The sequence below is a fragment of the Microbispora sp. ATCC PTA-5024 genome (genome assembly GCF_000511135.2).
GTDB classification, from domain to species: Bacteria; Actinomycetota; Actinomycetes; order Streptosporangiales; family Streptosporangiaceae; genus Microbispora; species Microbispora corallina.
The window spans coordinates 603,215-615,354 of the sequence record NZ_KI866524.1; the positions used below are offsets into that span (position 1 = coordinate 603,215).

Annotated in this window: 13 protein-coding genes; 4 read left to right on the forward strand and 9 right to left on the reverse strand. The window is 75.8% G+C overall.

Features of this window, described 5'->3' with window-relative positions; genetic code table 11:
• The 9 genes from MPTA5024_RS23355 to MPTA5024_RS42520 all read right to left on the reverse strand — a co-directional run.
• The coding region (locus MPTA5024_RS23355) for a hypothetical protein (RefSeq protein ID WP_198167336.1) at positions 1–948 on the reverse strand (948 nt) is incomplete at its 3' end.
• Between the two features lie 28 nt (positions 949–976).
• Positions 977–2,068: an NAD-dependent epimerase/dehydratase family protein gene (locus tag MPTA5024_RS23360; protein WP_332310632.1), complete on the reverse strand. Its 1,092-nt coding sequence runs from the start codon at positions 2,066–2,068 to the stop codon at positions 977–979.
• Positions 1,953–3,125 (reverse strand): glycosyltransferase, encoded by a 1,173-nt coding sequence (locus MPTA5024_RS23365; RefSeq protein WP_036328001.1) that lies wholly within the window; start codon positions 3,123–3,125, stop codon positions 1,953–1,955. The genes MPTA5024_RS23360 and MPTA5024_RS23365 overlap by 116 nt, the downstream gene beginning before the upstream one ends.
• Positions 3,122–3,889: a glycosyltransferase family 4 protein gene (locus MPTA5024_RS23370; RefSeq protein WP_036328004.1), complete on the reverse strand. Its 768-nt coding sequence runs from the start codon at positions 3,887–3,889 to the stop codon at positions 3,122–3,124. The genes MPTA5024_RS23365 and MPTA5024_RS23370 overlap by 4 nt, the downstream gene beginning before the upstream one ends.
• Positions 3,886–4,527, reverse strand: a complete 642-nt coding sequence (locus MPTA5024_RS23375; RefSeq protein ID WP_198167337.1) for a glycosyltransferase — start codon at positions 4,525–4,527, stop codon at positions 3,886–3,888. Before MPTA5024_RS23375 ends, MPTA5024_RS23370 begins: the two co-directional genes overlap by 4 nt.
• Positions 4,410–5,003 carry a glycosyltransferase gene (locus MPTA5024_RS41195; protein ID WP_036328007.1) on the reverse strand — a complete coding sequence of 198 codons (594 nt, stop codon included), beginning with the start codon at positions 5,001–5,003 and terminating at the stop codon, positions 4,410–4,412. The genes MPTA5024_RS23375 and MPTA5024_RS41195 overlap by 118 nt, the downstream gene beginning before the upstream one ends.
• Positions 5,000–6,142 carry a glycosyltransferase family 4 protein gene (locus MPTA5024_RS23385; protein ID WP_051458557.1) on the reverse strand — a complete coding sequence of 381 codons (1,143 nt, stop codon included), beginning with the start codon at positions 6,140–6,142 and terminating at the stop codon, positions 5,000–5,002. Before MPTA5024_RS23385 ends, MPTA5024_RS41195 begins: the two co-directional genes overlap by 4 nt.
• Before the next feature lie 104 nt (positions 6,143–6,246).
• Positions 6,247–7,020 carry a class I SAM-dependent methyltransferase gene (locus MPTA5024_RS39920; protein WP_198167338.1) on the reverse strand — a complete coding sequence of 258 codons (774 nt, stop codon included), beginning with the start codon at positions 7,018–7,020 and terminating at the stop codon, positions 6,247–6,249.
• Entirely contained in the window at positions 7,017–7,517 is a 501-nt protein-coding gene (locus tag MPTA5024_RS42520; RefSeq protein ID WP_051458559.1) for a hypothetical protein, read from the reverse strand. The genes MPTA5024_RS39920 and MPTA5024_RS42520 overlap by 4 nt, the downstream gene beginning before the upstream one ends.
• A gap of 588 nt (positions 7,518–8,105) precedes the next feature.
• Here MPTA5024_RS42520 and MPTA5024_RS23405 point away from each other — a divergent pair.
• The 4 genes from MPTA5024_RS23405 to MPTA5024_RS42525 all read left to right on the forward strand — a co-directional run.
• On the forward strand, positions 8,106–9,311 hold the full coding sequence (locus MPTA5024_RS23405) for a glycosyltransferase (protein WP_232326608.1): 1,206 nt from the start codon (positions 8,106–8,108) through the stop codon (positions 9,309–9,311).
• On the forward strand, positions 9,308–10,435 hold the full coding sequence (locus MPTA5024_RS39925; protein WP_084369933.1) for an NAD-dependent epimerase/dehydratase family protein: 1,128 nt from the start codon (positions 9,308–9,310) through the stop codon (positions 10,433–10,435). The genes MPTA5024_RS23405 and MPTA5024_RS39925 overlap by 4 nt, the downstream gene beginning before the upstream one ends.
• Before the next feature lie 4 nt (positions 10,436–10,439).
• The gene (locus tag MPTA5024_RS23415; protein WP_036328010.1) at positions 10,440–11,822 is read left to right on the forward strand and encodes a polysaccharide biosynthesis tyrosine autokinase; all 1,383 of its coding nucleotides are present in this window, start codon (positions 10,440–10,442) and stop codon (positions 11,820–11,822) included.
• A 4-nt stretch (positions 11,823–11,826) separates the two neighbouring features.
• Positions 11,827–12,140: hypothetical protein (locus tag MPTA5024_RS42525; RefSeq protein ID WP_036328013.1), on the forward strand; the 314-nt coding region annotated here is incomplete at its 3' end.

Sequence of the window (12,140 nt, forward strand, 5' to 3'; positions counted from 1 at the left end):
CGCCGTCGCGCGCAGCGCGTCCGCGCGCACCGCCGCGCCGTCCCCGCGCACCGCGGCCGCCGCGAAGCGCGGGTACAGCTGCGCGGTGACCGTGCTCACCATGCCGAGGAACAGGCGGGCGGGGGCACTGGCGATCTTGAGGTACGCCGTCAGCGCCGGGCCGCCCAGCAGTCCGGCGGCGGCCAGCACGCCGTTGTCGGACGCCAGCGCCACGGAGGAGGCCAGCGAGGTGGTGACCGCGAAGCGCAGGAGGCCGGGCGGGGCGGTCACCGTGCCGGAGGGGACCGGACCCAGGGTGGCGGCGACGGCCCTGCGGGCCGGGACGGCCAGCGTGATCGTGAGGGCGGCGCCGGCCAGAGCCGCCGCGGCCAGGTAGCCGCAAGGGCCGTACAAAAGCAGCCCGGTGAGGCCGGCCCCCAGCGCGGCGACGGCGTGGACCATGCGCAGCGCCCCTAGCCGCCGCAGCCGCCCGGCGATGGCGTAACCGGCCGCCGACGTGCCTCTCGACGCGGTCGCCGCCTGCCCGGCCAGGGCCAGCAGCAGCAGGTGCGCGTGGCCGGCCGCGATCGCGCCGAGCGCGTGGGCGACCGCCACCAGCGCCGCCCCCACGGCCGCGGCGGACATCCCCACGACCGCGTCGACCGCGAGCAGCCGGGCGAACAGCCACGCCCCCCGCCCCGGGCCGGCCGCCTGGCCGACCGGCACGAAGCGCTGTGCGGCGTCCCCCAGCCGCGGGTCCCAGACCAGGAACCACAGGGCGGCCAGCGACTGCGCGAGGAACACCTGCCCGGACGCCTCCGCGCCCGTGTGGCGGACGAGGACGACGGTGGCGACGAGCGACATGGCCGCCTCCACCTGGCCTGCCGCACCCAGCACGACGAAGTCCCGCACCTGCCGCCGGGCGGAGGGGCGCACCCAGGAGCCGACGCGGTCCAGCAGAGCGGTCACGTCGGCGTGCCTCCACCGGGACGGCCCGTCATCCGGCCGCCACCCCGAGGGACGCCGCGAGCGGCGCCTCGGGCTCCTGTCCCTCCGGTCCGGCCGTGAGGGGGACGCCGGCGAGGACCGCGGCGGGCTCGGGCAGGCCGGCCGTCACAGCGCCCCCCACAGCGCCTTCCACCGCGTCCCGCGCCAGCAGCCACCGCCACTGGCGCTCCATGCCCTCGGTCAGCGGTACGGCGGGCTGGTAGCCGAGCAGGTCGCGCGCCTTGGTCAGGTCGGCGTCCGTGGCCTCCACGTCGCCCGGCTGCGCCGCCTCCCGCACGACCGGGACGTCCCTGCCGGTGATCTCCGCGCCCCGCCTCAGCATGTCGAGCGTGGACACGCTCGTCCCGCCGCCGACGTTGACCGCCTCGGCCCGCGCCGGCGCCGACGCGGCGGCGATCGTCGCGGCCACCGCGTCGCCGACGTAGGTGAAGTCGCGGCGCTGGAGGCCGTCGCCGTACAGGCGGAGGGGGCGGCCGGTGAGCGCCGCGCGCAGCACGCGGCCGATCGCCATGTCGGAACGCTGCCGGGGGCCGTAGACGGTGAAGTAGCGCAGCGCGACGACCTCCGTCACGGCGTCGGGCCGGCTCGCGTACGCCAGGGCCAGCCGCTCGGCCGCCAGCTTCGTCACCCCGTACGGCGAGCGCGGGCACGGGAGGTCGCTCTCGCGGGACGGCGTCCCGTCGCTGCCGCCGTAGACGCTGGACGACGAGGCGAGCACAACCGGGGCACGCCCGCTGCGGCGCAGGCCTCGAGCAGCCGCTGGGTGGCCAGCACGTTGGAGTGGAGGTAGTCGCCGAAGCCCGGTCCCCACGAGGACCACACCCCCGTCACCACGACCCGCCCCGCCTGAGACACACCGATCACTGCCTTCCCCCGTTCGCAGATCCCGGAGACCGGCGCGAGGGCTCCCCCCCGGTCCGCCGGCCCCCGCCGTCACCTTCGAAGCCCCACCGGCAGCCCGGCCGTCAGTCCGCGAGCAGGCCCTCCCGCGGCCGCCGCGTCCCCGCACCGCGCCGCTCCACGTGCAGGTCCCGGTACAGGTCGTCGAACCACTCGGCCGTGCCCTCCAGGTCGACGTCACGGGAGGTGGCCAGGGCCCCCGCGCGCAGCCGCCGGTGGACGGCCGGCTCGGCCGCGCACACGATGCCCGCGGCCAGCGCGGCCGCCGACCCCGGCTCGGTGAGGAAGCCGTTGCGCCCGGAGACGACCAGCTCCGACACCCCGCCCACGTCGGTAGAGACCACGGGCACCCCCGCCGCCAGCGCCTCCATCACCACCACGGGCAGCCCCTCGTAGTGGGAGGCGAGCACGAGCAGGTCGGCAGCGGCGACGAGCCGGCGGGCGTCGGGGACGGGCCCGACCACCCGGACGCGGTCCGCCAGCCCCCGGCGGAGCACGTCCCGCGCCGTCTCCTCCAGCAGCGGCCCGTCGCCCGCGAGGAGGAACAGCGCGTCCCGCCGCTCGGCGAGCACCTGCGCGGCGGCCTGCACCAGCATGCGGTGGTTCTTCTGCGGGCGGAAGTTCGCCACGCAGGCCACGAGCAGCGCGCCTCTCGGCACGCCGAACTCCTGCCGTACGGCCGCGGCCCGCGCCGCCCAGAACCGCTGGACCTCGACGTCCACGCCGTGCACGCGGGTCAGCAGGCGGCGCGCCCCCCGTACCGAGGGGGCCTCGGCCACCAGCGACGACACGGCGACCGTGCGGTCGTCGAACCGGCGGGTCAGCCGGTCGAGCAGCGCGACGGCCGCCGTGGCGACCCGGTCGAGCGGCCGCGTGGTCGGGCGGTGCGCGTAGTGCACGGTCGACACCAGCGCCGGCCGCCGGCGCGACAGCCGAACGGCGGGGCGCAGGACGATGGCCGGCAGCGGGGAGTGCAGGTTGACGACGTCGGGGGCGAGGCGGCGGACGGCGCGGACCAGCCGGGCGTAGACGAGCGCCCGCGAGCCGGACTGCACGTTCACCACCTGGATCCCGGCGTCGAGCAGCCGGTCGGCGAGCTGGTCGGTCGAGGCGCGCAGGCACACCACCGTGTAGGAGGCGTCCGCCCCGGGCGTGCGGCGGAGCCGCTCGACGAGGAGCGTCTCGACGCCGCCGACGTCGAGGGTCTTGACGACCTCGCAGACGCGTGGCCCGGTCATCGCCGGCTCCCGGCCGCCTGGAGCGCCCGCCGGTAGGTCTCCTCAACCCCGTCGGCCACCGCGGGCCAGCCGAGATCGGCGGCCGCGCGCCGGCCGAGGTCGCTCATCCGCCGCCGGGCCTCCTCGTCGTCGAGGACGGCGGCGAGCGCGGCGGCCAGCGCGGACGTCGACCCCGAGCGGAACGTGCGGTAGGCCGCGCGGTCGGCGACCACGAGGCCGCGCTCCCGCTCCGGCGGTCCGGCGTGCCGGTCGAGCTCGCGCAGGTCGAGGCCGCTCGACGCCACTCTGATCCGGGTCGGGTCGGAGCCCAGCCTGACCAGGTCGCGGGCCGTTCCCGAGCCGATCGCGATGTAGCCGTGGAGGCCGCGCAGCGAGCGCCGGGCGAACCGGGTGTGCCGCCGTGAGAGCGCCGCGTGGACCGTGAGGACCAGCGGGATCCCGAGCCGCCGGCACGCCGGCCCGAGGACGGCCGCCTCCACGTGGTCGCCGTGCAGGTGGACGAGGTCGGGGCGGCGGAGCCGGCGCAGCGTGCGGGACACCTCGGCCGCGAACGCGAGCACGTCCGACTTCACGGCGAGCAGCGGCGACAGCGGCGTCGGGCGCAGCGCGAGCGCGTCCGCGCCGGCGGGCACCGCCGTCCCCTTGCGGAACGCGAGCGTGACCTCGTGCCCGCGGCCGAGCTGCTCGCGGGTGAGGCACTCGACGTGCCGTTCCTTGCCGCCGGGCTCCGGCGGCACCCGGTAGCTCACGCGCAGGATCCTCATGGCGCTCCCGTTCTCTGGTGCCGTTCGGCGACGGCTCTGATGAAGCCGGCGTACCGGTCGAGCCCCGTCCCCAGGTCGTGCCGGGCCACCGCGACGGCCCTCCCCCGGGCGCCCATCTCGGCCGCCCGGGCCGGGTCGCTCAGGGTGGCCACCACGGCCCCGGCCCACAGGCGGGCGTCGTGGGGCGGCACCAGGCGGCCGGTCTCCGGAGTGACGATCTCGCGATGCGCCGGGATGTCGGTGCAGACCACGGGCAGCCCGGAGGCCATGCCCTCCAGCACGGCCCGGGGGTGCCCCTCCGACCACGACGGCTGGAGGAGGCACCGGGCCGAGGCGAGCAGGCCGGCCACGCGGGCGTGCGGGACGCGGCCCAGCAGGTCGACGTGGCGGCCGAGGCCCAGGGAGGCGACCAGGGCCTCCAGCCGGGGGCGGCCCGCGCCCTCCCCGGCGATGGCCAGCCGCGCGTCCGGCAGCTCCCGCAGGACCCGCGGCCAGGCCCGCAGCACGGTCGCGTGGTTCTTCACGTCCGCCAGCCCGCCGACCATGACGGCGTCCAGGGCGGGGGCGCCGCCCTCCCGCGGCCGGAACAGGCGGGTGTCGACCCGGCTGCCCACGACCGCGACGAGCCCCCTGCCCACGGCGCGACGGCCGCGCGGAGGCCATCGCTCACGACCCGGACGCCCGAGGCGCGCCGTACGGCCATCCGGGTCACCGCGCCGAGCGCGAGACGCTTGAGCGGCCCGCCGTACTCGGGGCCGGGCCGGACGATCTCACCCTGGACGTGGAAGATGTGGGGCACGGTCGCCCGGAGCGCCGAGCCCTCGACGACGAGGGCCGCGAGGGGGTTGCTCGACATGAGGACCTGCCGCTTGGCCGGCGCGATCCGGTCGAGCGTCCGCCGGGCCGCCAGGAGGTAGCCGAGGCGTCCGCGCGCCGCGACCCGGTGCAGCCGCACCGGGTGCAGGTCGACCAGGCCGGCATCGGCCGGGCCGGCCGGGACGACGAGGTCGTACCGTCCGCCCAGCCGTTCGGCGAGCCCCCGGCCCATCTCGATGTTCGGGTCGTCGGGCGCGACCGGGTTTGAGCCGACGACCGCCACGGACACCGGGATCACAGCAGGTCCCTGAGCATGCCGGCCACGCGCCGCGGCGTGTACTCGGCGACCGCCCGGGCGCGCAGTGCCGCGCCGAGCCCGTCGCGCTCGTCGTCCGGCAGCCCGATCACCGACTCCAGGTGGCGGATCAGCGCCGGCACGTCGCCCGCCCTCGCCACGTACGGGTAACCGGGGCCCACGACGTCGGCCGAACCGCCGGCGTCCGTCGCGACCACCGGCAGCGCGCAGGCCATCGCCTCCAGCAGCACGCGGGGGAAGCCCTCCTCCAGGCTCGGCATGAGCAGGCAGTCGGCCGCCGCGTACAGCCGGGGCAGGTCAGGGTTGGGCACCGCGCCCAGCAGGCGCATCCGCCCGCCGAGTGCGGCGTCGCGGGAGGCGCGCTCGACCTCGGGCCGGTCGGGGCCGTCGCCCACGACGACGAGCCGTACGGGCCGGCCCACCCGGGGCAGCAGGCCGGCCAGCAGCGGGCCGAGCAGCCGGGCGCCCTTGCGGTACGACAGGCGGTGGACGAACAGGACGACGAACTCGTCCTCGGGCCAGCCGAGGTCCGCCCTGACCTTGCTCCGTTCGCCGGCCGGGAGCGGCGCGAAGCGGTCGGCGTCCACGTCGTTGTAGAGCAGGGCCATCTTCCGCGGTGGCACGCCCCACTGCCGGGACATGTACGTCACCATCGACTCCGGGCCGGTCACGAACCGGTCCACGAAGCGCAGCAGCGCCCAGTTGAGCGCGGAGTCGAGGCGGTGGCCCGGCGAGCGCCGGCGCTCGGGCTGCACGACCTCGCTCATGCCGCTGCGCCACAGCAGCACGCGATGCCCATACAGGGGCCGGGTGAGGATGAGCACCGACAGGAACAGCCGGGAGTACCGCAGGAAGTAGGTGTCGTACCCGGCGGCCGAGCAGCGGCGGACGGCGCGGACCGTGCCGAGGACGCGGCCGAGCCTCCCGGCGCCGCCGACGCGCAGCAGCAGGCGGACGCCCTCCAACCGGGCGGGGGGCGTGCCCCGCTCGACGACGGCGGCGACGTCGACGGTCCGCCCGAGCGCGGCCAGCAGGGCCGGAATGTGAGCGAAATGCTCGGATTCGTCTTCGGAAAGATGTGGTACCACGTAGACCAGCGCGGATCGCGGCTCAGCCGTCACGCCCGAAACCCCTTCCGGGTGAAATGCCCGGCATTTCCTGAATACAACTGGACGATAGCGGAATGTAGCCACGCGTCACGGTAGGTGACGATCGTGTCGCGGCCCTACCGGGTCCGCCGGGCCACCCAGACGCAGCAGCGCCCCCAGTCGCGCAGCACGGGCAGGTAGTCCATGACCGCGAGCGGCTTGACGGCCCACGGCGGCACCCGCCACCCGGCGAACTTGATCAGCGTGTCCACGGTGTCGTAGAGCAGCACCCGGCGGACGTCGAAGCCGAGGCGGCCCAGGAGCCGGCTCATGCCCTCGGGGCTGAAGGCGAACTGGTAGAAGTCCCCGGACGGCTCGCCGGCGAACAGGTGCGGCCGCGAGCGCATCCACCGGTTGAAGCACGGGGTGACGACGATCGCGACTCCCCCGGGCCGCGGGACCCGGCGGGTCTCCTCAAGTATGGCCGCCGGCCCCTCCTCGAAGTGCTCGCACACGCCGGGCGAGTACACCGCGTCGAAGGCGCCGTCCTCGAATTCCAGCGCCCGCACGTCGCCCACGTGCCAGGCGATCGCGGGGAACCGGGCGTTGAGCCGTCCGACGGTCTCCGCCGACCAGTCCGGGCCCTCGGCGCGGTAGCCCCGCGCGTGCGCCGCGACCGTGAAATGGCCCATTCCGCAGCCCGCCTCCAGAACCCGGGCGCCGGGGCGGACGAATTTTCCGAACGTCCGCCGGAGATGGTGCGGCAGATGCCCTTTCAACTGGCGCCCGTACGACCATTCCCGGGCTTTCCACAGCTCGGTCCAGTAATTGACGTCGGCGGCGCGTGAATAATATTTGAGTCGCCGGCCGGTTTCCGCGTCGTCATCGAGCACGATTACGTTGCCGCTCATTCCCGCCCCCATCTGCGATTTCGTCGCCACGAAGTGAAGAAGATGCGCGCCGTGCCGCTCACGTTTCCGGGGGAGCCGGGAGGGTCGGCGCGAAACGGACCAGCCGGGCGGCCGCCCGCGAGCGGGTAGCCGTACCGCAGGAGGGCGAGGATCCGCTCCAGGTGCCTGCGCGGCCGGGCCGCGAAGTCCTCGTACCGGACGCGCGTGGCGGGCACGCCGAGGCCGGCGAAGGCCTCCAGCGCGAGGTTGTAGCCGCACCATTCGACGGCGCTGCGCAGCGGCCCCTGCCGCGGCATGAGCCGGTCGCCGTAGTCGGGGTTGGGCAGGCGCTTGGCCAGGGAGTGGCACACCCCCTGGCTGGCCCGCACGAGGTGGACGAGCCGCAGGTCGACGCCGGGAACCCGGCGGGCCAGGTACGCCGCCGCCGGCACCTTCGAGGAGTCGACGACGACGTCGCAGCCGCTCACCGTGCGGATCGCGCCGTAGAGCAGGCCCATGACCCCGCGTACGCGCGGAGCCTCGGCCCGAACCCGGGCACCGGCGCGGGCGCCGCGAGGGCCGGCAGGTAGCGGGTCCGGACGAGGCGCCGCTGCGTGCCGAGGACGCTCCCGAGGTCGACCCTGTCCCATCCCCCGAAAGCGGTGTCCCCCATACGCCGCCAGAAGTCACATTCGTGGAAAGGAACTCCACAGGCGCACTTCTCGTCGCGCCGCACGCCGTGGTCCCAGATGCGGCACAACTCGCCGACGGCGCAGAACCCGGGGACCGCGCCGAGTATCCGCGACATCAGCGTGCTCCCGCTGCGCCCGGTGCCGCCGATGAAGACCACGGATACCCCGCCCGCCATGAATCCCTCTTTCCGGTCCAGTCCGTGAACGGCGCCATTCGAATCCGCCGGCGTCGTGCCGGCCGAGCCAGATATACGCCGTATCCACGGGGATATCGCGGACCCGTTCCCGGCCCGCGCCGTTTCCGGGACGCGCTCCGGCGTGGACGATCACGGAGTGGTAGGCGGTTCGGAAATATTTCCCCGGCCTCCTCACGGCTCGCCGGGGGCGCTCCGGGAGCCGGGTTAGCTTCGCGGCGTGCAACGATTCCAGCCCGCGCCGGCGGACGACGGCTCGCGCGTCCGCGTGATGGAGGTCATCGCCCGCCTGAACGTCGGCGGCCCCGCCACCCAGGTGATGGGGCTGTATGAGGGCCTCGACCGCGACCGGTTCGACCACCGGCTCTACACGGGCGGGGTCGGCGAGGGCGAGTGCGACTCCCTCCGGCTGCGGGACGCGACGCTCGCCGTCCACGACGTCCCCGGGCTTTCGCGGTCGGTCCGCCCGTCCGACGACCTGCGGGCCCTGGTCTCACTGGTCGCCGCCGTACGGGAGTTCCGGCCGCACGTCGTGTACACCCGTACGACGAAGGCCGGCGTCCTCGGCCGGATCGCGGCCCGCGTCTCGGGCGTGCGGTGCGCGCGGGCCCACGTCTTCCACGGGCACCTGCTCCACGGGTACTTCACGGGGGCGAAGCGGGCGGTCTACGTGCGGACGGAGCGGCGGCTCGCGGCCCTGTCCCACCGGCTGGTGACGGTCGGCACGGCCGTCCGCGACGACCTGCTGCGCGAGGGGATCGGCCGGCCTGAGCAGTACACGGTGATCCCGCCGGGGGTGCCGGCGCGTCCGTGCCCCGACCCGGCCGCGGCGCGGCGCGACCTCGGGCTTCCGCCCGGCGTCCCGGTCGTCGCGTACGTCGGGCGGCTCACCGGCGTGAAGCGCCCGGACCGGCTCGCGGCGACGGCGGAGCTGGTGCTGCGGCGCCTCCCGGAGTGCCGCTTCGTGGTCTGCGGTGGTGGCGACCTGCGCGAGGACCTGGAACGGCGGACGGCCCGCCTCGGCGGCTCCGTCCGGCTGCTCGGCTGGCGGCAGGACGTGGAGACCGTCTACGCCGCGGCCGACGTGGTGCTGCTGACCTCCGACAACGAGGGGACGCCGCTCACGCTGGCCGAGGCCGGCATGGCGGGCAGGCCCGTGGTGTCCACCCGGGTGGGCAGCGTCGCGGAGGTCGTGCGGGACGGCGAGACCGGCCTGCTGGCCGCGACCGACCCCGCCGAGCTGGCCGCGCACACGGTCCGCCTGCTGACCGACCCCGCGCTGGCCCGGCGAATGGGTGAGGCCGGGCGGCGGTGGACGACCTCGGCGTACGGAGTGGACCGGCTGGTCGCCGACACCGAGGCCCTCTACCTGGACCTTCACCGTTCCCTGGGGGCCGTGCCGAGCGGCGAGCCGGCGACGCGATGAGAGTCCTCGTGACCGGCGGCGCCGGCTTCATCGGCGCGAACCTGTGCCGGGCGCTGACCGCCCGGCCCGAGATCGAGCACGTCACGGTGCCCGACGACCTGAGCCCCGGCAACGAGGCCAACCTCGACGGCGTCCCGGTGGACCTCGTCAAGGGCAGCGTCCTCGACGACGACCTGCTGGTGGCGCTGGTGCCCGAGGCCGCCTGCGTCGTCCACCTCGCGGCGCGGCCCTCGGTGCCGCGCTCGGTGCGCGACCCGCTCGGCTCCCACACCGTGAACGCGACGGGCACGCTGAGCGTGCTGGAGGCCTGCCGGCCCACCCGGCCGCACCTCGTCCTCGCCTCGTCGTCCTCCGTGTACGGCGACCACGACGAGCCCTGCAAGCACGAGGACCTGCCGGCCCGGCCGGCGAGCCCGCACGGCGCCGCCAAGCCGGCCGCCGAGGCGTACGCCCTGGCCTACGCGCGCAGGCCGCTGACCGTGGTGTGGATGGTCCTGATCACCAACTCCTTCAACCTGCTCGACAACATGGACGGCGCGCTCGGGGCCACCGCCGCGGCCGGCGCCGGGTTCCTCGCCGCCACCGCGTTCGCCACCGGGCGGCCGGGCACCGGACTGCTGCTGTCGGCGCTCGGCTGCGCCGCGCTGGGCTTCCTGCCGCGCAACTGGGCGCCGGCGAAGATCTTCATGGGCGACGCCGGGTCACTGTTCATCGGCTTCCTGCTCGCCGGGTCGGCGGCCCTGCTGTGCGCGGGATGGGGGCCCGCCGGCGCCGCCGGGGGGCTGCTGCTGCCGACCCTCGTCGCGACCGTGGACACCTGCGTCGTCCTGCTGGCCAGGCGGCGGGAGGGCCGGCCGCTCCTCAGCGGCGGACTGGACCACGTCTCCCACCGGCTGCGGGGCCTGGGGCTGAGCACCCGGCTCACCGCGCTCGCGCTGGCGGCCGCGGCGGCCGCCTCAGGGGCGGTGGAACTGCTGGCGGCCCTCGCCCGGATCCCGGCGCTCCCGGCGCTCGCCGCCGCGGCCGCCGCGGCCGCGCTCTCCGTCGTCCTGGCGCTGGCGGCGCCCGTCCGTACGCCGGGGGGACGGCCCCGCCCGGCGCGAATCCGCGAAAGGCGGCCCTGACCCCGTGGACCTGCTCTACTGCATCAGACTCGTCCGGAGGAACTGGAAGCTGGTTCCCTTCATGCTCGCCCTTGCGGTCGGCGCCGCGTCGGTCGTCACCGCCCGCACGCCCCCCACCTACGCGGCCACGGTCGCCATGCTGGTGTCCGCGCACGACGCCGACCCCAGCACCGCGACGGCCTACCAGGCCGTCCTGCTCTCGCAGCAGCGGGTGAAGTCGTACGCCGCCCTGCTGACCAGCCGGAAGGTCCTCGGGACGATGGCGACCGGCGACGGGCTGCGGAACCTGCGCGACAACGTCACCGCCGAGGCCGTGCCCGACACGGTGATCCTTCAGGCCACGGTCACCGACCGCGACCCCGGCAGGGCCGCCCGGCTGGCCAACACGCTCGCGAGCCGGTTCGCCCGGCTGGTCGACCAGATCGAGCGGCCGGACCCGCGCAGCCCGGCGACCACCTCCGTCACCGTGATCGACCCGGCCGACGTCCCGGACCGGCCGGTCTCCCCGCGGCCCCTGCTCAACCTCGGCCTCGCCATGGTGATCGCGCTGCTGCTCAGCGCTGCCTTGGCCGTCCTGCGCGACCTGCTCGACACGACCGTGAAGACCAGGGAGGCGCTGCAGGAGCTGTCGCACGGCCCCACGCTCGGGATCATCGGCTTCGAGCGGGACGCGGCGCGGCAGCCGCTGATAGTGCGCCGGGGCCTGCCCTCCACGCGTGCCGAGGCGTTCCGCGGGCTGCGGACGAGCCTGCAGTTCATCGGGGTGGACCGGCAGCCCCGCTCGCTGCTGGTCACGAGCTGCCTGCCGGGCGAGGGCAAGACCTCGGTCGCGGCCAATCTCGCGATCACGCTCGCCCAGGCAGGCTGGCGGGTGCTGCTCGTGGACGCCGACCTGCGCCGTCCCAGCGTCCACGCCTACCTGGGCATCGAGGGCTCGACCGGGCTGACCGACGTGCTGATCGGCGCGGCCGCCCTGGAGGAGGCCACCCAGCAGTGGGGACGCCCCGGCCTGTCGGTGCTGCCCAGCGGCCGGCTCCCCTCGAACCCCAGCGAGCTGCTCGGCTCCCGGACCATGCGGACGCTGATGGAGCGCCTCACCGCCGTCCACGACATAGTGATCATCGACACTCCGCCGCTGCTGCCCGTCACCGACGCGACCGCGCTGGCCGCCACCTGCGACGGGGTCCTGTTCGTCGCCCGGTACGGCAGAACCCGGCGGGAGAACGTCGCCAGGGCCGCCCAGTTGCTCGCGTCCGTCAACGCCCGTCTGGTCGGGACGGTCCTGAACTGCGTTCCGTCCAGGGCGACCAGGGCCGGATACGATCCCGCCACCGGGTACGGCGCGGATCTGGACGACCGGCAGCGGGCGACGCTGGTGGGCACGTGACCCCGTGAGCCAGCAGGGCGAGCGGCGCGGCCAGGGCCTCCTGAACGCGCCGCAGCGTCGCCCGGTGGGCCCGCGGCGGCCGGCCGTACGGGTCGTCCAGGTCCCACCCGGGCACGTGGACGAGCCCGCGCAGGGCCGCCGCCTCCGCGACGAGCGCGGCCGCCCTCCGTACGGGGTCGGCGTGGCCGGCGACCGCCTCGGCCGGCACGGCGGCGGCCAGCGCCCCGAACTCGGTGAGGGTGAACGCCCGGGCGGCCGTCCCGGGCGCCTGGGCGGCGGCGAAGGCCCGGTGGGGACGGGCCGCCGCCACGACCAGGT